At 66.9% G+C, this 22096-nt stretch carries 19 protein-coding genes; 8 read left to right on the plus strand and 11 right to left on the minus strand.

The genetic code is table 11. The annotated features are described in order from the left end of the window. Positions 1–184: 184 nt before the first annotated feature. The gene (locus tag RCP37_RS15540; RefSeq protein WP_308483939.1) at positions 185–1768 is read right to left on the minus strand and encodes a serine/threonine-protein kinase; all 1584 of its coding nucleotides are present in this window, start codon (positions 1766–1768) and stop codon (positions 185–187) included. Between the two features lie 117 nt (positions 1769–1885). Here RCP37_RS15540 and aroA point away from each other — a divergent pair, with 117 nt between their 5' ends. From aroA to RCP37_RS15560, 4 genes are all read left to right on the plus strand, one after another. Then, entirely contained in the window at positions 1886–3178 is a 1293-nt protein-coding gene (aroA, locus tag RCP37_RS15545) for a 3-phosphoshikimate 1-carboxyvinyltransferase (protein WP_308483940.1), read from the plus strand. Continuing rightward, the gene (rsgA, locus tag RCP37_RS15550; RefSeq protein ID WP_308483941.1) at positions 3175–4164 is read left to right on the plus strand and encodes a ribosome small subunit-dependent GTPase A; all 990 of its coding nucleotides are present in this window, start codon (positions 3175–3177) and stop codon (positions 4162–4164) included. The genes aroA and rsgA overlap by 4 nt, the downstream gene beginning before the upstream one ends. A gap of 315 nt (positions 4165–4479) precedes the next feature. After that, positions 4480–4785 carry a PE family protein gene (locus RCP37_RS15555; RefSeq protein ID WP_308483942.1) on the plus strand — a complete coding sequence of 102 codons (306 nt, stop codon included), beginning with the start codon at positions 4480–4482 and terminating at the stop codon, positions 4783–4785. 9 nt (positions 4786–4794) lie between these two features. After that, positions 4795–6027: a PPE family protein gene (locus RCP37_RS15560; protein WP_308483943.1), complete on the plus strand. Its 1233-nt coding sequence runs from the start codon at positions 4795–4797 to the stop codon at positions 6025–6027. A 101-nt stretch (positions 6028–6128) separates the two neighbouring features. Here RCP37_RS15560 and RCP37_RS15565 read toward each other — a convergent pair whose 3' ends face one another. The 5 genes from RCP37_RS15565 to RCP37_RS15585 all read right to left on the minus strand — a co-directional run bounded on the left by RCP37_RS15565 (position 6129) and on the right by RCP37_RS15585 (position 11432). Further along, positions 6129–7388: a fatty acid desaturase family protein gene (locus tag RCP37_RS15565; RefSeq protein ID WP_308483944.1), complete on the minus strand. Its 1260-nt coding sequence runs from the start codon at positions 7386–7388 to the stop codon at positions 6129–6131. 82 nt (positions 7389–7470) lie between these two features. Beyond that, positions 7471–8616, minus strand: coding sequence for a ferredoxin reductase (locus tag RCP37_RS15570; RefSeq protein ID WP_308483945.1), 1146 nt, complete (start codon positions 8614–8616; stop codon positions 7471–7473). Between the two features lie 67 nt (positions 8617–8683). Beyond that, complete coding sequence (locus RCP37_RS15575; protein ID WP_308483946.1) at positions 8684–9193, minus strand: DUF6912 family protein; 510 nt, start codon at positions 9191–9193, stop codon at positions 8684–8686. 17 nt (positions 9194–9210) lie between these two features. After that, the gene (ppk2, locus tag RCP37_RS15580; protein WP_308483947.1) at positions 9211–10041 is read right to left on the minus strand and encodes a polyphosphate kinase 2; all 831 of its coding nucleotides are present in this window, start codon (positions 10039–10041) and stop codon (positions 9211–9213) included. After that, on the minus strand, positions 10038–11432 hold the full coding sequence (locus RCP37_RS15585) for a WS/DGAT/MGAT family O-acyltransferase (RefSeq protein ID WP_308487108.1): 1395 nt from the start codon (positions 11430–11432) through the stop codon (positions 10038–10040). Before RCP37_RS15585 ends, ppk2 begins: the two co-directional genes overlap by 4 nt. Positions 11433–11635: 203 nt before the next feature. On the opposite strand from RCP37_RS15585, the gene RCP37_RS15590 reads away from it, so the two are divergent. Next, entirely contained in the window at positions 11636–12169 is a 534-nt protein-coding gene (locus RCP37_RS15590; RefSeq protein ID WP_308483948.1) for an Rv3235 family protein, read from the plus strand. A gap of 89 nt (positions 12170–12258) precedes the next feature. Here the strand turns inward: RCP37_RS15590 and secA are convergent, their stop codons facing one another. The 4 genes from secA to RCP37_RS15610 all read right to left on the minus strand — a co-directional run bounded on the left by secA (position 12259) and on the right by RCP37_RS15610 (position 17331). After that, on the minus strand, positions 12259–15033 hold the full coding sequence (secA, locus tag RCP37_RS15595) for a preprotein translocase subunit SecA (RefSeq protein WP_308483949.1): 2775 nt from the start codon (positions 15031–15033) through the stop codon (positions 12259–12261). Positions 15034–15141: 108 nt separating this feature from the next. Next, positions 15142–15843 carry a ribosome hibernation-promoting factor, HPF/YfiA family gene (gene hpf / locus RCP37_RS15600; RefSeq protein ID WP_308483950.1) on the minus strand — a complete coding sequence of 234 codons (702 nt, stop codon included), beginning with the start codon at positions 15841–15843 and terminating at the stop codon, positions 15142–15144. Positions 15844–15963: 120 nt separating this feature from the next. Beyond that, entirely contained in the window at positions 15964–16611 is a 648-nt protein-coding gene (locus RCP37_RS15605; RefSeq protein ID WP_308483951.1) for a ComF family protein, read from the minus strand. A gap of 57 nt (positions 16612–16668) precedes the next feature. Continuing rightward, on the minus strand, positions 16669–17331 hold the full coding sequence (locus RCP37_RS15610; RefSeq protein ID WP_308483952.1) for a carboxymuconolactone decarboxylase family protein: 663 nt from the start codon (positions 17329–17331) through the stop codon (positions 16669–16671). 167 nt (positions 17332–17498) lie between these two features. Between RCP37_RS15610 and RCP37_RS15615 the strand changes: the two genes are divergently transcribed. The 3 genes from RCP37_RS15615 to RCP37_RS15625 are packed head-to-tail and all read left to right on the plus strand — an operon-like array spanning position 17499 to position 21267. Next, positions 17499–19832: a nitric-oxide reductase large subunit gene (locus RCP37_RS15615; RefSeq protein WP_308483953.1), complete on the plus strand. Its 2334-nt coding sequence runs from the start codon at positions 17499–17501 to the stop codon at positions 19830–19832. A 2-nt stretch (positions 19833–19834) separates the two neighbouring features. Continuing rightward, entirely contained in the window at positions 19835–20482 is a 648-nt protein-coding gene (locus RCP37_RS15620; protein WP_308483954.1) for a hypothetical protein, read from the plus strand. Between the two features lie 8 nt (positions 20483–20490). Further along, positions 20491–21267 (plus strand): slipin family protein, encoded by a 777-nt coding sequence (locus RCP37_RS15625; RefSeq protein WP_373693193.1) that lies wholly within the window; start codon positions 20491–20493, stop codon positions 21265–21267. A gap of 11 nt (positions 21268–21278) precedes the next feature. Here the strand turns inward: RCP37_RS15625 and RCP37_RS15630 are convergent, their stop codons facing one another. Further along, a complete protein-coding gene (locus tag RCP37_RS15630; RefSeq protein ID WP_308483955.1) occupies positions 21279–22049 on the minus strand; it encodes an SDR family NAD(P)-dependent oxidoreductase in 771 nt (256 codons plus the stop codon). Positions 22050–22096 lie beyond the last annotated feature (47 nt).

Genomic DNA, 22096 nt, shown 5'->3' on the forward strand with positions numbered 1-22096 from the left:
ACGAGGCGGACTCTGCACCCGCTGCTCGACCATGCGAAGACTGTCGAGCAACCTTGAATTACTCGAAAGTAACATAGAGATAGAGCGTGCAATAGGGCGCACTCTAATCTTTTAGTGCGGCAAAGTCGGGCGCTTCAGCCCTGCCCCGGATGTGCCGAGCAGGCGATGGCCGAACAGGCGAGGATCAGGCCGGCTTGGCCGGCTTGGCCATCTCGACGGACGGGTTAATGCCCGCGGGAACATCACCGAATCGGCTGGCTACCACCGGAACCCAGATCTGGGCTCCGCGCTGACCGCACTCGTTGCTCTCCACGGTGGCCACCATCGCGCCGTGAAGGACGCCCGGAATGGTCGGCTCCAGCGTGAGCACCTGGGTGGTCGTCTGACTGTCCTGTCGTCCGTCGACACCGATACACGGCGTGTGCACGGTCTGTGGCTGTGACCGCCAGGTGTCGCCGGTGAATTCCATGGCCAATTCATTGCCGCCTGAGGGCGTCTTCACCGTCTTCCGGTGGTCCTTGGCGTCGAGCATCGTCGCCGACGCCGTGCACGCCGAGGCGTCACAGGATGACTTGACGGCCCACCAAGTGCTCACGTTGGGCGGCTCGGGGTTGGGGACGCCGTTGTACTTCTCCCCTGCCCGGTTGGCGTCGACGCGGTAGGTTCCTCCGAACGCGGGCGCCTTGGGCGGCGGCGCCACGGCTGCCGCGGGTACGCCACCGGCGGCGATCGCCGCCGTGTCGGCCGGCTCCTCGGCCAGCAGGCGCGGGACAAGGGCCGCCACCGACCCCACCACCGCGAGACCAAGTGGCACCAGGACCGCAGGTCGGGCCAGTTTCGACAGCCGGCTCGGCGGAGGTGCCGGGAGGGCCCGCGGAACCCCCCGCACGACGGTCTTGGCGGAGTCGGACTCGTCATCGGAGTCCGGATCGGCCAGCTGCTCGGCCAGGGCTGCCACGAAGTCCGAGCAGTCCCGGAAACGCTCGGCGGGGTCTTTGGCCAGCGCAGCGGCGAGCACGTCGTCGAACTGCTGCAGCTCGGGACGCCGGTCGCTGAGCAGCGGCGGCGGTGTGTTCAGGTGGTGGCTGATCACCGTCACCGGGTTCTCGTGCTGATACGGCGGCGCTCCGGTCAGCATCTGGAAGGTGGTGGCGGCCAAGGCGTACTGGTCAGCGCGTTCCAGGCCTTCGGCACCCATTAGTTGTTCGGGTGCGGCATAGGCGATAGTGCCGATGGCCAGATTGCTCGCGGTCAACCCGGTGGGGCCGCTCAGTTGCCGGGCGATGCCGAAGTCAGCCAGCACGGCGGTCAGCACTTCGTCGCCGTCTTCGGTCACCAGGATGTTGCTGGGTTTGACGTCGCGGTGCACCACGCCCTGCCCATGCGCGTAGTCCAGGGCGTCGGCAATGCTCGCGACGATCGGGATGACGATCTGAGCCGGCATCCCGGCCGGGAACTTGCGCGTGATGAGCTCGCCGAGCGTCTCACCCTCGATGTAGTCCATCGACAGCCACAGCCGGCCGCGATACTCGCCGCGGTCATGTACGCGCACGATGTTGGGGTGCACCAGCACGGCGGCGGCCTCGGCCTCCCGCCGAAACCGCTCCTCGTACTCGTCGTCGGCGCTCAACGACCGACGCAGAATCTTCAGCGCTTCGCGTCGGGGCAGCCGGGGGTGCTGCGCAAGGTAAACCTTGCCCATCCCGCCAGCACCCAACAGTTTCAAGATGGTGTACTCAGCAAAAATCGAGCCCGACGCCAGAGCCATGCCGCAGACACTAATGATCCTGGGTAAACAGTTGGGTGATACCAGGCAGCCAGGCGGCAAAGAACCTTACGAACCGCCGATACCAGCTCTGGAGCCGGGCGCTGGCAGGATGAAACCGTGACGACTTGGCCGGCACCGATGCCCACCGCCCCCATCGACGCGACGGTGACCGTGCCCGGCTCGAAGTCGCAGACCAATCGGGCGCTGGTGCTGGCCGCGCTGGCCGCAGGACGCGGTGGCGGTGTCTCCACCCTCTCGGGCGCGCTGCGCAGCCGCGACACCGACCTGATGCTCGACGCCCTGCGAGCCCTGGGCCTGCGGGTCGAGGCAGTTGCCCACCACGTGACGGTCAGCGGCAAGATCGACCCCGAACCGAACATCCGGCTGAACTGTGGCCTCGCCGGCACGGTGCTGCGGTTCGTGCCGCCGCTGGCCGCGCTGGGCACCGTCACCGTCACGTTCGACGGGGATGAGCAGGCCCGGGCCCGGCCGATCGCCCCGCTACTGGAGGCGATGCGCAGCCTGGGCATCGACGTCGAAGGCGACGGCCTGCCTTTCGGAATCCACGGATCCGGTTCCGTCGCCGGCGGCACCGTCGGGATCGATGCCTCCGCGTCGTCGCAGTTCGTGTCCGGACTGCTGCTGGCCGCCGCGGCGTTCGATGAGGGGCTGACCGTGCTGCACACCGGGGCCACGCTGCCGTCCGGCCCACACATCGCGATGACGGTCGCAATGCTGCGCCAGGCTGGAATCGATGTCGATGACGCCGTTCCGAACCGCTGGCGGGTCACACCGGCGACGGCCGCAGCCCGCAACTGGGAGATCGAACCGGACCTGTCCAACGCCACCCCGTTTCTAGCAGCCGCGGTGGTCACCGGAGGCCGCGTGCGAATCGCCGGTTGGCCGGCCGTCGGCGTACAGCCCTCCGACGCCATCATCGAGATCTTCGGCGCGACCGGAGCGCGGGTGAGCCACGCCGATGCGCACCTAGAAGTCGAGGGCCCGGGCAGCTACGGCGGCTTCGACGTGGATCTGCGCGCCGTCGGCGAGCTCACCCCGACGGTGGCGGCGCTGGCTGCGCTGGCCGCCCCGGGCTCGGTGTCGCGACTAAGCGGCATCGCGCATCTGCGCGGGCACGAGACTGACCGGCTGGCGGCGCTGACGGCCGAGATCAACCGGTTGGGCGGCGACAGCGTCGAGACCCCTGACGGCCTGTTGATCACCGCGACCCCGTTGCACGGCGGAATCTGGCATTCCTACGCCGACCACCGGATGGCCACCGCCGGTGCGATCATCGGGCTTCGGGTCCCCGGTGTGGAGGTCGAGGACATCGAGACCACCGGCAAGACGCTGCCCGCATTCCCCCGAATGTGGACCGACATGCTGGCCGACGCGGGGGCCGGCGCTTGAAACCGGAGGACTACGACGAATCCGACGTCAAAGTCCGCTCCGGCCGCGGCTCGCGGCCGCGCACCAAAATTCGTCCCGGGCACGCCGACGCCCAGTCGGCCATGGTGGTCAGCGTCGATCGCGGCCGCTGGGGCTGTGTCCTCGACGGCCCAGACGGCCCGGCCGATCTGCAGGTGACCGCGATGCGTGCCCGCGAGTTGGGGCGCACCCCGATCGTCGTCGGCGATCGCGTCGATGTGGTTGGCGATCTCTCCGGCCGGCCCGACACCCTGGCCCGCATCGTCCGGCGCAGACCTCGGCGAACCGTGTTGCGGCGCACCGCCGATGACACCGACCCCACCGAGCGGGTGGTGGTCGCCAACGCCGATCAGCTGCTGATCGTGGTCGCGCTCGCCGATCCCCCGCCGCGGACCGGTCTGGTCGACCGGACGCTGATCGCCGCCTACGCCGGAGGCCTGGCGCCGATTCTGTGCCTGACAAAGACGGACCTGGCGGACCCGGCCCCCTTCGCCGGCCAGTTCGCCGACCTGGACCTCACGATCGTCACCGCGGGCCGCGACGACCCGCTCGACGCCGTCGCTCCCCTTTTGGAATCGCAAGTGACGGTGCTGTTGGGGCACTCCGGCGTCGGCAAATCGACTTTGGTGAATCGCCTTGTCCCCGAAGCTGATCGGGCCGTCGGGCGGGTCACTGACATTGGCCGGGGGCGGCATACGTCCACCCAGTCGGTGGCACTACGACTAGAGGGCTCGGGCTGGGTGATCGACACCCCGGGCATCCGCTCGTTCGGCCTGGCCCACATCGCGCCCGACGACGTTCTGCTGGCGTTCTCCGACCTCGCCGAGACCATCGACGACTGTCCACGCGGCTGTGGCCACCTGGGCCCGCCGGCCGATCCCGAATGCGCACTGGACAATCTGACCGGCGCGGCGCAGCGCCGGGTCGAAGCAGCGCGCCGACTACTGACGGCACTGCGCGAGGGCTGATCCCGCGTCTCCACAAGGCCGAAAGTGAATCTCGCGACGCCTTGACGGCGAGTCTCGTCGTGAGATTCAGGCTCGCGACCACCGCCATCAACCAGGCAACGACGCGCGCCCAAAGTGAACGGCAGGCGTCAGGCAATTAACGCCCCCGTCTGGTCGATGAACACTGACTACGCATCGGAGAAAGACGAGCGTAAGCGTCGGTGAACAACAAGTGTCAGCGCTTTTCAGGCCGACACGTCGCTCCCTAGTCTGGCAATGTCCTGGAAGGTTCCTGCCAAGTTCCTGTACGTGTTTACAGATGAAGAGGAGATAGACGTGTCGACCGTTTTTACCCAGCCGGAGGTACTGGCCGCGAGCGCCCGAGAGCTGCAGGCCATTACCTCGGACATGGAAGCCGGAAACGCAGCGGCAGCTGCCCCCACGACCCAGATCACCCCTGCGGGCACCGACCCGGTGTCGCTTCTGACAGCCACCACCTTCGCCGCGCACGCCGCCCTGTACCAGCAGGTCAGCGCCCAAGCCGTCGCCATGCGGCAGATGCTGGAGACGGTGTTGAACATCAGCGCCGGTTCGTACGACGCCACGGAAGCCGCCAACGCGGCTGCGGTCTCCTCGAGCTAGGCCGACGCCATGGACTTCGGCACGTTGCCGCCCGAGATCAACTCTGCCCTGATGTACTCCGGCGCCGGCTCGGCGCCACTATGGGCCGCCGCTCGCGCCTGGGAAACCCTCGGCGCCGATATTTACACCACGACTGCCAGCTACGCGACTGTGCTGGCCGACTTGACCGCGCACTGGCAAGGGCCGGCTGCGGCAGCGATGACAAAGGCGTTCGAACCGCACCTGGAGTGGCTCAGCCGGGCCGCCGCGCAGGCTGAGCACGTCGCGGCACAAGCCGGTACTGCAGCCGCCGCTCACGATGCGGCCTTCGCTGCCACGGTTCCACCGGCGGTGGTCGAGGCCAACCGCCAGACGCTGATGTCGTTGATGGCGACAAATGTCCTGGGACAGAACACGCCGGCGATCGCGGCAACCGAAGCCGCCTACGGCGAGATGTGGGTGCAAGACGCAACCACCATGTACGGCTATGCCGGACAGTCGGCGGCCGCATCGCAGTTGACGCCGTTCACGGCCCCGGCCCCCACCGTCAACCCGGCTGGAGTGGCAGCCCAGGAGGCCGCTGTTGCCGTTGCCGTAGGAGCAGCGACCGCGACCGACGCCGACTCCCTCGCCACCCTGACCTCGGCGCTGCCCGGTCAGCTGGGAAACCTCGCCGGGCCAGCCGCATCCAACCTGATCGATGATCTGCTGAATCCCATCACCTGGAACGGATCGACCATCACGTTCAACGGCATCTACGGGGACCTGATCCGGGGCCTGACCGGGTCGACCACCCTAAGTGCGTCCAGCCCGTTCGACATGTTCATCCGGATGGTTTCCCCCGCCCGGCTTTTCACCACTGCGTTCAAGGACCTGGACGGCCTTTCGCATTCGCTGGTCCCAGCAACCAAAGCTGTCGAAAAGGTCGCCGAGGGTGCCGCTAAAGCAGCTGAAGGTGCCGCCAAGAGCGTCGGTGCGGGAATCGCCGGAACCATCGGGCATGCCTCGCTGGTCGGCCCACTTTCGGTGCCGCCGACCTGGGCCGCCGCCATACCGGCGGGCGCCATCCACTCCGCCCCGGTCAGCCTGGCCAGCTACACCAGCTCCGCCGGGACCGTCGCCGGCGAGGCCGGCCACAGCGCCCTAGGCGGGATGCCGATGGCGGGCGCCGGTGGTGCCGGCCGCGGCGGGCTCGGCGCCTTTGGCACCCCCCGCTACGGATTCCGACCGATGATGGTCGGCCGGCCACCGGCCGGCGGCTGAGGCCCACGGACCGGTTGGTCTACCGCACTCGCCCTATGCCGCGCCATGATCCGCTCTGGCGCGGCATAGGCGATGCGGGATCGAGCCAGGCGACAGTGACCTCAGGCGGCCAGGTCGACCTTCTTATCGCGACGCCAGCCCCGCACCGTGGAGATGGCGCTCTTGAGCCCACGGCGACGACCGGTCACCGGGTCGACGCGCGTAAATTCCGGCCCCAGCTCAGCGAACATCTTCTCGCTGCGGGTCTCCGGTGCGTCATCGGCGGTGTCGCGCAGAAAGCGGTCCGGCAGTGACAGTTTGGCGATGGTTCGCCAGGTCTTGCCGTACTGCACCAGGAAAGGCCCGGAGGTATAGGGCAGGTCGTACTTCTCGCACACCGCACGCACTCGCACCGCGATCTCGGGGTAGCGGTTGCTCGGCAGGTCGGGGAACAGGTGATGTTCGATCTGATGCGACAGGCTGCCGCTCATGAACCGCATCGGCTGCCCGGCATCGATGTTGGCGCTGCCCAGCAGCTGCCGCAGATACCACTGCCCCTGCGACTCGCCGACCATGTCGGTCTTGGTGAATTTCTCTGCGCCGTCTGGGAAGTGACCGCAGAAGATGATCGCGTTGGCCCACAGGTTGCGGATCACGTTGGCGATCGCGTTGGCCTTCACCGTCGAGGCGAACGTCGCGCCGGGCGACAGCGAAGTCAGGGCCGGAAACGCCACGTAGTCCTTGAACAGCTGCCGGCCGGCTTTGCCGCCGAACTCGCGTATCCGCACCATGGTCGCCTGGCGACTATCGCGGCCTTTGAAGATCTTGCCGATCTCCAAGTGCTGCAACGCGACTCCCCACTCGAACCCGATCGCCAACATGGCGTTGTAGAACAGGTTGAGCAGGTTGAAGCGCTGCCAGCGAGTATCGCGAGTGACCCGGATTACGCCGTAACCCACGTCGTCGTCCATGCCCAGGATGTTGGTGTACTTGTGGTGGGCAAAGTTGTGGGTGAAGCGCCAGTGCTTGGAGACACCGGCCATATCCCACTCCCAGCCGGTGGAGTGGATCTCTGGATCGTTCATCCAGTCCCACTGACCGTGCATGACGTTGTGGCCGATCTCCATGTTCTCGACGATCTTGGCCACGCCCAGGGTGGCGGTTCCGGCCCAGCGCGCCCAGCGCCGGTTACCGGCCGCCAGCAGCACCCGTCCGGTCACCTCGAGCGCCCGCTGAGCGGCGATGGTGCGGTGGATGTAGCGGGCGTCGCGCTCACCGCGACTGGCCTCGATGTCCCGGCGGATGGCGTCCAGTTCTGCGGCGAGATTCGCCACATCGGCGTCACTGAGGTGCGCAAACACCTCGACGTCGGTTACCGCCATCAGACCGCCCTTCGGAAGTTCATCACCATTTATACCTACGTTATCGTAACCTACGTTCCCGTAGGTTACCAGCGGGTAATCATCAGACGTCTAGTTCGCAATCGCCGGCTGCCGTGCTGACACAGGTCTGCACCCGGGTGCCCGGCTCGTGATCGGCACCGCTGCGCAGATCGCGAACGTGTCCACCCACCAGCGTCACCACGCACGACTGGCAGATACCCATCCGGCACCCGAACGGCATCGCTACCCCGACGCTCTCACCGGCCTCGAGCAGCGTCGTCGCCGCATCCGCCGTCACGCTCTTGCCGCTGGCCGCGAAGGTGACGGTGCCACCGCCCTCGGCCGAAGCGGTGCGCGCCACCGCGAACCGCTCGACGTGCAGTTGGTCGGCGATCCCGGCTGCAGCCCAGACACGTTCGGCGTCGCCGAGCATCGCCGCCGGCCCACACGCCCAGGTCTGACGCTCGCGCCAGTCGGGCACCTCGGCATCGAGGGTCTCAGGCCCCCGCAGCTCCAGCCGGCCCTGGTCTCGAGTGGTGCGCAACAGCAACCGGTAACCAGGGTGATCACGGGCCAGCGCCGCCAGCTCATCGGCGAACAGCGTGTCGGCCGCCGTGGGCGCCGAATGCAGGTGGACGACATCGGCGATGGGTCCGCGGCGGGCCAATGACCGCAACATCGCCATGACCGGCGTGATCCCGGATCCGGCAGTGACGAACAACACTGCCGCCGGCGCCGGGTCGGGCAACACGAACTCCCCCTGCGGCGCGGCCAACCGCACCACGGTTCCCGGGGCCACGCCGTCCACCAGGTGACTGGACAGAAAGCCCTCCGGCATCGCCTTGACCGTGATGGAGACGGTGCGCGCTCCGGTCACCGGCGCGGAGGTCAGCGAGTAGGAACGCCAGCGCCAGCGTCCGTCGACCAGCAGACCGATGCCGATGTACTGACCGGCCCGGTAGTCGAATTGAAAACCCCAGCCGGGCTTGATGGTCAGCGTCGCCGAATCCGCGGTCTCCCGCCGGACCTCCACCACCCGTCCACGCAGTTCGCGGGCCGACCACAGCGGGTTGGCCAAGCGCAGATAGTCGTCCGGCAGTAGCGGGGTGGTGATCTGTGTTGCGATGCGGCGCACAGCATTCCAGACCGGGTGACGGTCGGCCCCGGCGGCGGTCGGCCGCTTGGTGTCGCCGATGTGGGCAACGATCGCCGAATGCTTCTTGCTCACGAAAACTTCCCTGCTTGTTACCGGCGGTTTGATAAACCTACGGTACCGTAACCTCGCCTGGACGGCATCAGAGCAGGTCGAGCAGGAACGGCAGCTCCTGGGTGGCGTACCAGGCCAGGTCGTGGTCCTGGGCGTCACCGACGGTCAGCTCGGCGTCCTCATCTCCGAGGTCGGCGTCATCGATCACCGCCAATGCCGCGAGCACGGCGGGCTCAGCCGCAGCGTTATCTACGTACGCCGCGACCACGTCACTCATCGCGACCGGCCCCGCCAACCGGACCACGGCGACGTCCAGATCGGGGCGAACGGCGGCGCCCTCGACCTCGGCAACGAGCACCGCCCGGCGGGTGGGCAACTTCTCACCGGCCGAATCGGCGTTCGCACCGGCCAGTAGCCGCAGCGAAGCCAGCGCCGCCTCTCCGATTGCGACTTCGGCCAGCTCGTCGTCGTCGCCGTGGGCGTAGGACTCCCGCAGCGCCGGGGTCACCGCGAACGCCGTCCCGCTGACCGGACGCAATGAACCGTCGGCGACAAGTTGGGCCAGCATGGCCAGCGTCGCTGGGATGTATACCCGCATGAGCCAGACCTTAGCCGTTACGCGTCGCCCAGCAGCGTGGCGGCGTAATCGTCGACGTAGCGGTAGAGATTGCGGTCGGGCCGCTTGTAAAAACCGGTGACGATTGGCTTCTTGGGCAAGTCCACGCGCTGGCGCTCCACCTCGCGATAGGGAATCGACTCCAGAAGGTGCGCCATCATGTTCAGCCGGGCGTGTGTCTTGACTTCTGACTCGACCACATACCAGGGGCTCGACGCGGTATCGGTGCGGGCCATCATCTCGTCGCGGGCCCGCGAGTAATCCTCCCAGCGGTGCAGTGCCTCGAGGTCCATCGGCGACAGCTTCCACTGCCGCAGCGGATCGTTGCGCCGCTTACGGAATCGGCGCAGCTGCTCTTCCTGGGATACCGAGAACCAGTACTTGCGCAACAGGATTCCGTCGTCGATCAGCAGCTGCTCGAAAACCGGCGCCTGCTTGAGGAATTGCTCATGCTCTTCGGGCGTACAGAAGCCCATCACCTTCTCCACCCCGGCCCGGTTGTACCAGGATCGGTCGAAGAGCGTGATCTCACCGCGCGCCGGCAAGTGCGCGATATACCGCTGGAAGTACCACTGGCCACGTTCACGTTCGGTAGGTGCCGGCAGCGCCGCGATCCGCACCGTGCGCGGGCTCAGATATTCGGTGACGCGCTTGATGACACCGCCCTTACCGGCGGCGTCTCGGCCCTCGAATATCACCACCACCCGGGTGCCGGTGTCGCGGACCCACTCCTGGAGTTTGACGAATTCGCTTTGCAGACCCAGCAATTCCTTCTCGTACACATCGTCGGCGAGCCGTTTCTTGGCGGCTTCGAATTCGTCGTCGCTCACTGTGCTGCCTCCAGTAGTTCGGCCAGCGCCTCGTCCAGCAGCGCTGAGACCATTCCTACGTCACTCATCGCCTTGCGATCGGCATTGACACCGAAATAGAGCGTGCCGTTGTAGGACGTCACCCCGATCGTCAGTGCCTTGTTGGGCAACAACGGGGGCACACTGTAGGTCTCGAGCAGCTTGGCGCCGCAGATGTAGAGCTGCCGCTGAGTGCCCGGCGCATTGGTGATCAGCAGGTTGAACACCCGCCCGGAGAATCCGGCGAACGCGGTCGCCACCCGAACACCCATCGCGTGCAGGGTTGGCGGGGCGAAGCCCGCCACGGTCAAAATGGTGCGGGCATCCACCAGTCCGGTCGAGGTGGGATGCGATTCGGTGGCATAGGCGATCTGGGAAAGCCGGACTACCGGATTCGGTTCGCCGACAGGAAGATCCACCAGGAACGGCGTCACCGCACCGATCGGCTGACCCGCAGAGTCGAATTCGTGGTCGGGATACACCGACAACGGCGCCAACGCCCGTACCGTGCGCGTCGACCCGACCGGCTCGCCGCGGGCCAGCAGCCAGTTCCGCAGCGCACCGGTGATCACGGCGAGCACCACGTCGTTAATGGCGCAGTCGTAGCGGGCCCGCACCGTTCGGTAATCCTCGAGCGAACCGCTCGCCACCGTGAACAGGCGGTTCTGCGAGACCTGGGTGTTGAGCGGACTCTGCGGGGCCGCGCCGCGCGCGATGGCCCGGACGGCGTCGAACGCCTTGCGGCCCGCCCAGGTCAACGGGCTGCCGACCGTCGACCCGACCGCCTGTAGTTGGGTCCGCGGCGCCGCCACCCAGTCCCCGACCGCTCCCAGGACCAACTCGACGGCGCCGGGCTCGTCGCGCGGCACCCAGATGTCTTCATCGAAAGGCGGCGGCCGCTGCGTCCGGTCGACCAGGACGTGGCCCAACGCCGGCGCCGCCATGCCGTGGACCAACGCTTGATGGGACTTGATGTAGATGGCGATCCGGTTGTCGGCCAGCCCCTCGATCAGGTAGGTCGCCCACAACGGCCGGGAGCGATCCAGCGGTTGTTGACTCAACCGCGCGACCAGCTCGTGCAGCTGGCGTTCGCTGCCGGGGGAAGGTACCGCGAGATGCCTTACGTGGTAGGTGATGTCGAACTCGTGGTCGTCCACCCAGACCGGGCGGGCCAGGCTCATGGTGACTTCGCGGATCTTCTGCCGGTAGCGCGGGATCTGGGGCAACCGCTGCTCGATGGTCTCCAGCAGCTTGTCATAGCCCAGCCCACCCCGCGGGTTGCGCAGAATGAACAGCGACTGCACATACATCGGCGTCGTGGTGTTCTCCAGCCGGTAGAAAGAGGCTTCCGACGCCGATAGCCGGTTCACCATCGTGGCCCGTCCTCCCTGCTGGCTCGATCCGGCCGGGCACTGCACCAGCGCCGGATCGGAGAAAAACACTGCCGCTCACGGTAGCCCGCCGCTGGGCGGCGCCGCACGCGGATACGCCGCAGCCGCGATTGTGCGATGATCGCCGCACACGCCCTGCCACTCTCCAGCAGGCCCGCCGCCCGGACCGACCTTGGAGAGCTGCCGTGCCCATCGATCCCACTTCGCCCCCGCGCTCGGCCGTCGCGCCGATGCTCGACTACGAACCGCCTGCTCGCCCGGCCATGCCGAGTCGGCCCGCGCATCCGCCCGCGTCGGTGCCGTCGGTCCGGCCCCGCCCTGGGCATCCCCCGAGGACGCGACCCGATCGACCCGTACGCAAGGTGTTACCGGCACCGCTGCGGTCGGCCGCGGTGTTCGCCGACGCCGCACTGCGGCGGGTGCTGGAAGTGGTGGACGGGCGCCGACCGTCGACGCATCTGCATCCGCTGCTTGCCACTGGACTGGCCGACTCGGTGGTATCGGCTCGCCCGGCTGCGCCGGCGGGCCGGGTCGAGCCGGCCACCTTGCAGCGCGTACGCGTGCAGCCCGCAGGTTCGGGCGAACCGGCCAGCGCGGTGGAGGTTTTCGGCACCTACCGGCGCGGACGGCGCACGCATGCCCTGGCCTGCCGCGTCGAGTCCATCCCGCGGACGGGAAATGGCGCAGCTTGGCGGATCGTCGCCCTGCACATCGGCTAGCGCCTGGTCGGCGCCATCGGCTGCGCCGATCGCAAGCGCGGCGAAGCCACGCGCAGCGGGTCGGCGCCATCGACTGAGCGCGTCAGACCTCAGCTCTTGCGCGGCACCTTCGGCAACCGGGGCCCGCGGCCTTCGCGGCGGGCAGCTTCGCGCCGCTCTCGGCGCGATGTCGCTCCCGCGGGTTGCAGGTCGCGCGAGCGCTGCACCTGCGCGGAGCCGTCCTCGTCGGGGCCCGAATAGGTCAGGCCCGCGGTACCGTCCGCACCGTCAGCCCCGTTGGCGCCGTCGATTCCCTTGGCGCGCAACCCGAACTCCGCCAACCCCTCGGGTGCGTCCACCGGTGCCACCGTCTGCTTCGGCACGGCCTCGACGGCGACATTGAACAGGAAGCCGACCGACTCCTCCTTGAGCCCGTCGAGCATGCCGCGGAACATGTCGAAACCTTCCCGCTGGTACTCGACCAGTGGGTCACGCTGCGCCATCGCCCGCAGACCGATGCCCTCCTTGAGGTAGTCCATCTCGTAGAGGTGCTCGCGCCACTTGCGGTCCAGAACGCTCAGCAGCACCCCGCGTTCCAGCTCTCGCATGGCGCCGGCCCCAGCGGTCTCGTCGACCTTGGCCTCACGGGCCGCGTAGGAGTTCTCGGCGTCGGCGAGCAGCGCCTCGAGCAGTTCCTCGCGGGTCAGGTCGTCGGCCTCGCCGATGTCGTCGGCGTGTAGCAGTTCGTGATAGTCGATCCCGACCGGGTACAGGGTCTTCAGCGCCGTCCACAGCTGCTCGAGGTCCCAGTCTTCGGCGTAGCCCTCGGCGGTGGCACCGTCGACGTAGGCGGTGATCACGTCGACGAGCATGTCGTGGGCCTGCTCGGCCAGATTCTCGCCGTCGAGGATGCGGCGACGTTCGGCGTAGATCACCTTGCGCTGCTGATTCATCACCTCGTCGTACTTCAGAACGTTCTTGCGGATCTCGAAGTTCTGCTGCTCGACCTGGGTCTGGGCGCTCTTGATCGCCCGGGTGACCATCTTGGCCTCGATCGGCACATCGTCGGGCAGGTTCAGCCGGGTCAGCAGCGACTCCAGTGCCGCGCCGTTGAACCGTCGCATCAGCTCGTCACCCAGCGACAGGTAGAACCGCGACTCGCCCGGGTCACCTTGGCGGCCGGACCGGCCGCGCAGCTGGTTGTCGATACGCCGCGACTCGTGCCGCTCGGTGCCCAGCACGTACAGGCCGCCGGCCTCGATCACTTCCTCGGCCTCGGCGGCTGCCTCCGCCTTGATCGCGTTGAGCGCTTCGTCCCAGGCGGCCTCGTACTCATCCGGGGTCTCTACCGGGTCCAGGCCCTGCCCACGCAGCCGCTGGTCGGCGAGGAAGTCGACGTTGCCGCCGAGCACGATGTCGGTGCCGCGGCCGGCCATGTTGGTGGCAACCGTGACAGCGCCGCGCCGGCCCGCCTCGGCGATGATGTGCGCCTCACGCTCATGCTGCTTGGCGTTGAGCACGTTGTGCGGGACGCGCCGCTTGGTCAGCTGCTTGGACAGATACTCCGAGCGCTCGACGCTGGTGGTGCCGATCAGTACCGGCTGGCCCTTCTCGTAGCGCTCGGCGACGTCGTCGACGACCGCGAGGAACTTGGCCTCCTCGGTCTTGTAGATGAGGTCGATCTGGTCCAGGCGCGCCATCGGCTTGTTGGTCGGGATCGGCACCACGCCCAGCTTGTAGATCTCGTGCAGCTCGGCAGCTTCGGTCTCGGCGGTGCCGGTCATACCGGCGAGCTTGCCGTAGAGCCGGAAGTAGTTCTGCAGCGTGATGGTGGCCAGAGTCTGATTCTCGGCCTTGATCTCCACCCGCTCCTTGGCCTCGATGGCCTGGTGCATGCCCTCGTTGTATCGCCGGCCCACCAACACGCGGCCGGTGAACTCGTCGACGATGAAGACCTCGCCGTTGCGGACGATGTAGTCCTTGTCGCGGTTGAACAGCTCCTTGGCCTTCAGGGCGTTGTTCAGGTAGCTGACCAGCGGGGAGTTGGCGGCCTCATAGAGGTTCTCGATACCGAGCTGGTCCTCGACGAACTCCACCCCGAGCTCGTGCACACCGATGGTGCGCTTGCGCAGATCCACTTCGTAGTGGACATCTTTCTCCATCAGCGGCACGATCCGGGCGAACTCCGAGTACCAGTTGGAGCTGCCGTCGGCAGGCCCGGAGATGATCAGCGGGGTACGGGCCTCGTCGATCAGGATGGAGTCGACCTCGTCGACGATGGCGAAGTTGTGCGGGCGCTGCACCAGCTGTTCGAGCGAATGCGCCATGTTGTCGCGCAGGTAGTCGAAGCCGAACTCGTTGTTGGTGCCGTAGGTGACATCGGCGTTGTAGGCAACGCGCCGCTCGTCCGGGGTCATCTGCGACAAGATCACCCCGACCTCCAGGCCGAGGAAGCGGTGCACGCGGCCCATCCACTCACTGTCGCGCTTGGCCAGGTAGTCGTTGACGGTGACGACGTGCACGCCCTTGCCGGAGATCGCGTTGAGGTACGCCGGAAGCACACAGGTCAGGGTCTTGCCCTCACCGGTCTTCATCTCGGCGACGTTGCCGTAGTGCAGCGCCGCACCACCCATCAGCTGCACGTGGAACGGCCGCTGCGACAGCACCCGCCACGCCGCCTCACGGGCCACCGCGAATGCCTCGGGCAGCAGGTCGTCGAGGGATTCGCCGTCGGCGTGCCGCTGACGGAATTCGTCGGTCTTGGCCCGCAGCTCCGCGTCGGTGAGCGCTTCGACGTCCCCGGAGAGGGTGTCGATGTAGTCCGCGACCTTCCGGAGCCGTTTGACCATGCGGCCTTCACCAAAACGCAGCAACTTGGACAGCACGGCTATGTCCCCTACTCAGTCTTCGGCATTACGAGCGTCACCCATGGTAGGTGACACCGTTGCCAAGGGCGGCAATGCGCCGCCAACGCAGCTCCGCCAAGGCCGTGCTCAGACCAAACGAATCAAGCCGTAGTCGTAGGCGTGCCGTCGGTAGACCACCGATGCCTGGTCGGTCTCCTTGTCCTGGAACAGGAAGAAATCGTGGCCGACGAGCTCCATCTCGTAGAGCGCGTCGTCGACCGACATGGGCGTCGCGGTGTGTTCTTTGGTGCGCACGATCTGACCGGGCTCATGCTCGTGACCGTCGCTGTGCCCGGCCGCCTCGCGGTGGTCCGGTTCGGCGGTGCCGTCCCGATTGAATGCGGCGGCGAGGAACTCCGGCTCCAAGTTGGTGACACCGGTGGCCTCCGCCACCGACACTGGCGTCTTGTCGCCGTAGGAGACATTGCGGCGGCCCTTGTCGCGGCGCAACCGGCTCTCCAGTCGATCGATCGCGGCCTCGAACGCGGCATAGAAACTGTCGGCGCGGGCTTCCCCGCGGACCACCGGACCGCGGCCGTGCGCGGTGATGTCGATCTGCTGGCAGGATTTTCGCTGGCGTCGATTATTGGCGTGCTTGAGCTCGACATCGAACAGGCGAATCGAGCGGTCCAATCGCTCCACGCGGGCCAACTTCTGCGCGACGTAAACCCGGAAATGGTCTGGAATTTCGACGTTACGCCCCTTGACCACGATCTCCGCCCCCGACTGATCGGGCCGCTCGTCCACGTCAACTGACGCCGCGCTGGTTTCCACAAATTGATTTGCCATGCTCGACACTCTCCTGTCGTCTCGACCACGTTCTCTAAAGGTCCCCCGGCCCTTGATGACGACCGTAGCCATGCCGCCCGATACATGCCACCGCTTTGGCGCACCCATTTGACACCCGTCTCATACCGAAGCGATCACAAGCGCGGCAGATACCCGCACACCGGTCTGATTTAGCACCCGAACCGACTCGGCCAGGGTGGCCCCGGTGGTCACGACGTCGTCGACGACCAGGACATCACCCAGTGCGGAGAAACCCGCCAGCCCGCCCCTGCGTAGCAGGACTCGGCCGGCTATGTTGCGTTCCCGGGCGCTGCTGCCCAGACCGACCGAGTCGCGGGTCAGCGCCCGCATCCGCAACGCCGGCGCCACCGTCACGCCGACCTGGCCCGCCGCGACCGCCGCGGCGATCCGCGTGACCGGGTCACCCCCGCGCTGTCGAGCGGCGCTGCGCCGGGTGGGCGCCGGGATGATCGTCAGGGGCAGGTCCACCAGCTGCCAGCACAGCAGCCGCTGCAGCGCCGCCCCCACCGCCGCTGCCAGGGGCGCGACGAGGTCGCTGCGTCCGCGTTCTTTGACCGCGACAATCGCTCGCCGGCGAGCCCCGGCATAGCGGCCCAGGGCGAACACCGGGACCTGCGGATCCAGCCGCGGGGCGATCACCCGCGGTTCGTCCGGCCCGACCGCCAGCTGCGCGGCGCAGACCGCGCACCATCGGGTTCCGGGGGCACCGCAGCCCCCGCACTGCAGGGGAAGCACCGCGTCAAGCACAGATCGATGCTGCCCCCGCGGTGTGACAAGGAGGGCCCGGCCGGTTCCAGGCCGGGCCTAGTCCCCGGCCAGATCTGCCGACAGGTCGGCCACCGCGACCCCCTCGGGCACCTGGACCTCCACGATCGGCTCGGCGCGGTCGTCGAACTCCAGCCGCAGCGCACGGCAGATGGTGGCGTGCATGTCATACATGCAGGTGATGTAGGTCAGCTCCATGATCTCGCGATCCGACAGGTGCGCCTGCAGCACCGCGAAGATCTCGTCGGCCACCCGGCCCCCGTCGTAGACCAGGGCATCGGTGTAGGCCAGCACCGCGCGCTCGAGCCCGGAGAAGGCGTCACTGACCTGCCAGGACGGCAACGCGGCGATCTTCTCCTCGGACATCCCCAGCGAACGCATCTGTTTGCAGTGCTGGGAGAAGACGAACTGGCTGCCGCGGGCATAGCCGGCGCGGGCCTGGCCGAGCTCGCGCAACAACGGGTCCAGCGAGGCTTTGCGATACAGGGCGAAACCGCGCACGGCATGAGAGAACACCTGCGGCGCCTGGGCGAAAACCGTCCACCAGTCCCCCGGTGTCCCGTGGATGGTGCGGTGGCCGGCGGGAGCTTCGGCGTCTAGGGGGTCCAGGGGATCTACGCCCGCGCCGAACAGTCGGTCGTAGAAGAACAAGATCTGCTCGTCGGTCACTTCGGCGCGCGGGATCTCGCGGAGTCGGGGCATGGCGGTGTCCTTTCCGGTCCGCACAGCGGACCGCTGCTACTACGGTATGTCGTACCTTGGCGTCAAGGGGCATTTAGTCAACAGAGAAACTAACGCCAGACCCCAAATTCGTGAGGGCACTAACAGTTTCGCGAATTTTCATCCTCGATACTGTTAGCGTCCCGTCCATGAGCACCGATGCGACACAAGTGGGCCCGCCCACCACCGAATCCGGCCGTGCCGGGGCGCTGGTCGGCAAGGGCTGGGCGCAGGGCGTTGCCCTGGTCATGATCTTCGGTTTCCTGGTGATGGGCATCCTGGCCTATCGCACGTACACGGCGTCAATGCCGATGCCGGACAAGGTCGTTACCGAATCCGGCCAGCAACTTTTCTCCGGTGTCGACATCACCCGCGGCCAGCAGCTCTTTCAGGCCCGCGGCCTCATGCAGTACGGCTCGGTGCTGGGCCACGGCGCCTATCTGGGCCCGGACTACACCGCCGAATATCTGCGGCTGGCCACCGAAGACGTCGCCGATCAGTTCAAGGCGCAGGGCGTGACGAACCCGCACGACGACGTGGTCGCCGAGTTCCGGACCAACCGCTATAACGCGGACACCAAGACACTGGTGTTCACCGACAAACAGGTTCAGGCGTTCAACGACATCGAGGAGCACTACGCCGGCTACTTCGGCGAAGCCTCCACCAAGTACGGCCTGCTGCCGCACATGATCACCGAGCCCAGCGAGATCCGCGATCTGACCTCGTTCTTCGCCTGGACCGCGTGGGCGGCCGCCGCTGATCGCCCCGGCCACAACTACAGCTACACCAACAACTGGCCCTCGGAGCCCCGTGTCGACAACGGGCCTACCGGATCGGTGGTGGTCTGGTCGGTGCTTTCGCTGATCATGCTGTTGGGCGGCATCGGCATCATGTTCACCGTCTACGGCCGCTGGAGCCAGAACATCGGCTGGCACGGCACCGAGATGACCAAGCTGCACTTTCGCCAGCCCGGCGAGGTGCCGCTGACCCGTTCGCAGCGTGCCGCGATCTGGATCTTCGCGGTGGTCGCGGTGCTGTTCTTGGCCCAAGTCCTGCTCGGCGGCGCCGTCGAGCACTACCGGGCGGATCTGTCGGAGTTCTACGGGATCGACCTCGCGAAGATCCTCCCCTACAACCTGGCCCGAACCTGGCACCTGCAGCTGTCACTGTTCTGGACCGCGGCGGCGTTCTTGGCCGGTGGAATCTTCTTGGTGCCCTTCATCACCCGCCGCGAACCCGGCAAGCAGTCAGTCCTGGTGTACGGATTGCTCGGCGCGCTGGCCGTGGTGGTCTTCGGTTCGCTGGCCTTCGAGGCGCTGTCGATCTTCGGGGTGATCAAGCCGGGCACCTTGTTCTCCCAGCAGTGGGAGTTCCTGGACCTGCCGCGACTGTTCCAGGTGCTGCTGATCGTCGGGCTGTTCTTGTGGATCATCATCATCTGGCGTGGCATGCGCGCGAAGCTGGCCACCACCTCGAAGATGAACCTGCCCTGGATGTTCTTCTTCACCGGCCTGGCCATCCCCACGTTCTATGCGGCCAGCCTGCTGGCCGGCAGTGAGACGCACTTCTCGGTCGCAGACTTCTGGCGGTTCTGGATGGTGCACCTGTGGGTGGAGGACTTCCTGGAGCTGTTCACCACCGCGATGGTGGCCTACATCTTCGTCCAGCTCGGGGTGGTGCGTGAGCGCGTCGCGCTGCTGGTCATCTTCCTCGACATCATCTTGTACTCCGCCGGCGGCGTGATCGGCACCATGCACCACCTGTACTTCTCCGGCACACCGGTGGAGCACATGGCATTGGGCGCGTTCTTCTCGGCCGCCGAGGTCATCCCCCTGACATTCCTGACCGTGGAGGCCTGGGCCTTCCTGCAACTGGGCGCCCGTCAGGAAGCCGGTGAGCAGAACAACTTCCCGGCCCGCTGGGCGGTGATGTTCCTGGTCGCCGTGGGATTCTGGAACTTCTTGGGCGCAGGCATCTTCGGCTTCCTGATCAACCTGCCGGTGGTGTCCTACTACGAGATCGGCACGGCACTGACCGCCAACCACGCACACGCCGCGATGTTCGGGGTCTACGGCATGCTTGCGGTCGCCCTGGCGATGTTCGCCTTCCGCTACGTGATCCCGGCGGACAAGTGGCCGAACAAGTTGGCCCGGATCTCGTTCTGGGGCATGAACATCGGACTGGCCTGGATGGTGTTCGTCACCCTGTTGCCGCTGGGGGTGCTGCAATTGTTCCACTCGGTCAACGCCGGCTACTTCGAGGCGCGTTCGCTGGGTTACATCACCCAGCCCGGCAACGCACTGCTGGAATGGATGCGCCTGCCCGGTGACGCGATCCTGATCGGTGCCGGTGTGGTGCCGTTCGTCTGGATCTCCTTGATTGCGCTGCGCAACTTCCGCTCCGGCGAGACTGTCGACGAACTGCCGGAGAACCCGCTCTACGTCGAGGTGCCGGCGGACTCCGCGGCCGCAGGTAAGGACTGAGCATGACCGGGCCGGTGACATGGGTGTGGCTGGTTGCCGGCTACGCGCTGCTGTTGCTGGCTTTCGCCTGGGGTTTCGACCGGATGGCCCAACGGACCTCCGAACGCGCCGCGCAGTGGCGCACCGGCAAGTTCGTCTACCACGACGACCATGACGCGTGGAAGTGTCCGCAGGATCAGTGGCTCTGGCCCACCTCGTTCGACCCGGACAATCGTGTGATGCGGTATCGGGCGACGCCGTCGGTCTGTAACTCCTGCCCGGTCAAGCAGACCTGCACCACCTCGCCCCACGGCCGGGAGATCAGCCGGGCGGTCGACCCGTGGCCGCATTCGGAAACCGGCCGGTTTCACCGAGGAATCGCTTGTGCGGTAGCGGGTTTCGGGATCATCCTGCCCGCGGCGACATTGTTCGTGAATCACTCGGCCGCCGACGTGTTGGTGTTGACGGCGGCGATCGCCGTGGTGGCGGCCGGCGGCTATCCCCTGCTGCGGCACCTGTGGAACACCCCGAGTAACGCCCCCGACGACCGGCCGCACCGATCCGTCGCCGAAGATCAGGCCTTGAAGGTCGAGGCCGCGATCGACCGGTACTCCACCCGGTGGGGCGGCTTTTCCGAAGACGCGTCGAGCAGGAGGCAGCAGCTCAAGTGAGTGAGGGACTGATCACCGTGCTGGCGCTGGCCATCGTGGCACTGGCCGTGCTGGCATATTTCGCGCTGAACGTGGTGCGCGAGTACGAACGCGGCGTGGTGTTCCGGATGGGCCACGCCCGCCCGCTCTACCAGCCAGGACTGAAGTTCCTGTTCCCCTTGGTGGACAAAATGATTCGGGTCGATCAGCGGGTGGTCACCCTGACCATTCCCCCGCAGGAGGTGATCACCCGCGACAATGTCCCGGCCCGGGTCAACGCCGTGGTGATGTTCCAGGTCACCGACCCGATCAAGGCGATCATGGAGGTCGAGAACTACGCCGTGGCCACCTCGCAGATCGCCCAGACCACGCTGCGTTCCCTGTTGGGCCGAGCGGACCTGGACACCCTGCTGGCGCACCGCGACGATCTCAACGCCGACCTGCGCACGATCATCGACAAGCAGACTGAGCCGTGGGGCGTGCAGGTGCGGGTGGTGGAGATCAAGGACGTGGAGATCCCCGAGTCGATGCAGCGGGCGATGGCCCGCGAGGCCGAGGCCGAACGCGAGCGCCGGGCGAAGGTGATCAACGCCCGCGGCGAGCTACAGGCCTCCGAGGAACTCAGCCAGGCCGCCGAGCGGCTTTCGCAGAACCCGGCATCGCTGCAACTGCGTTACCTACAAACCCTTTTGGAACTCGGGGCGGACCAGAACTCCACCGTGGTGTTCCCCCTGCCGGTGGACATCATCACTCCGTTCCTAGGCGGTGCGGCCGAGGCACTGCGCGCCGCCAAGCGCAACACGTAGCCCGCCATCGGCTACCGCGCCACCATCCCGCCGTCGGCGTGGATGGTCTGGCCGGTGATGTAGCTGCCCGCGTCGGAGACGAGAAGCAGTACCGGACCGACCATTTCGTCGGGTTCGGCAATGCGCTGCTGCAGCGTGGCAGCCTGCAATGCTGCGATGAACTCCGGCGGGTTGTTCCGCACCATGTCCGTATTGACCGGTCCGGGGGCGATCGCGTTGACCCGGATCCGCGATGACGCCAGCTCTGCCGCCATGGACCGGGTGAAGGAAACCAATGCGGCCTTGGCAGCCGAGTACATCGACGTCGCCGGCGAATAGACGAAGGCGCCGGCCGACACCACGTTGACGATGGCCGCGTGCTCGCTCTTGCGCAGATGCGGTAGCGCCGCCTGAACCAGAAAGACCGGCCCCTGCAGATTGACCGCGAACGATTTGTTCAACGCCTCCGAGGTGATCTCGCCCAACGGCAGCGCCAGCGCATTGGCGGCGTTGTTGATGACGATGTCGACCCCGCCGAACCGCTCGACTGTGGCATCGACCAGCGCCTCGATCGCCTCGCCGTCACCGAGGTGGGTCGGCACCCCGATGGCCTGTGCGCCGGCCTGGCGCAGCTGCTCGGCAGCCTGCTCGCACGCGTCGGGTTTGCGGCTGGCCACCACCACGTTGGCGCCGGCCGCAGCCAGTCCGTGCGCGACCGACAGTCCGATGCCGCGCGTGCCGCCGGTGACGATGGCGGTGCGTCCGGTCAGGTCGAACAACGCGTTGAGGGCAGAGGCGTCCACTTCGATCTCCTACGTCCGGGCCGAGTGGCATGAAGCGTAATTCACTC

The sequence above is a fragment of the Mycolicibacter sp. MU0102 genome (genome assembly GCF_963378105.1).
Classification (GTDB): Bacteria; Actinomycetota; Actinomycetes; order Mycobacteriales; family Mycobacteriaceae; genus Mycobacterium; species Mycobacterium holstebronense.

Bases quoted from the DNA above. Each gene is read 5' to 3' on its own strand.
- RCP37_RS15560 (WP_308483943.1), top strand. From the start codon at position 4,795: ATGGACTTCGGCACGTTGCCGCCCGAGATCAACTCTGCCCTGATGTAC.
- RCP37_RS15575 (WP_308483946.1), bottom strand. From the start codon at position 9,193: ATGCGGGTATACATCCCAGCGACGCTGGCCATGCTGGCCCAACTTGTC.
- RCP37_RS15565 (WP_308483944.1), bottom strand. From the start codon at position 7,388: ATGGCGGTAACCGACGTCGAGGTGTTTGCGCACCTCAGTGACGCCGAT.
- RCP37_RS15610 (WP_308483952.1), bottom strand. From the start codon at position 17,331: ATGCCCCGACTCCGCGAGATCCCGCGCGCCGAAGTGACCGACGAGCAG.
- RCP37_RS15585 (WP_308487108.1), bottom strand. From the start codon at position 11,432: ATGGTGAACCGGCTATCGGCGTCGGAAGCCTCTTTCTACCGGCTGGAG.
- RCP37_RS15540 (WP_308483939.1), bottom strand. From the start codon at position 1,768: ATGGCTCTGGCGTCGGGCTCGATTTTTGCTGAGTACACCATCTTGAAA.
- RCP37_RS15620 (WP_308483954.1), top strand. From the start codon at position 19,835: ATGACCGGGCCGGTGACATGGGTGTGGCTGGTTGCCGGCTACGCGCTG.
- hpf (WP_308483950.1), bottom strand. From the start codon at position 15,843: ATGGCAAATCAATTTGTGGAAACCAGCGCGGCGTCAGTTGACGTGGAC.
- RCP37_RS15615 (WP_308483953.1), top strand. From the start codon at position 17,499: ATGAGCACCGATGCGACACAAGTGGGCCCGCCCACCACCGAATCCGGC.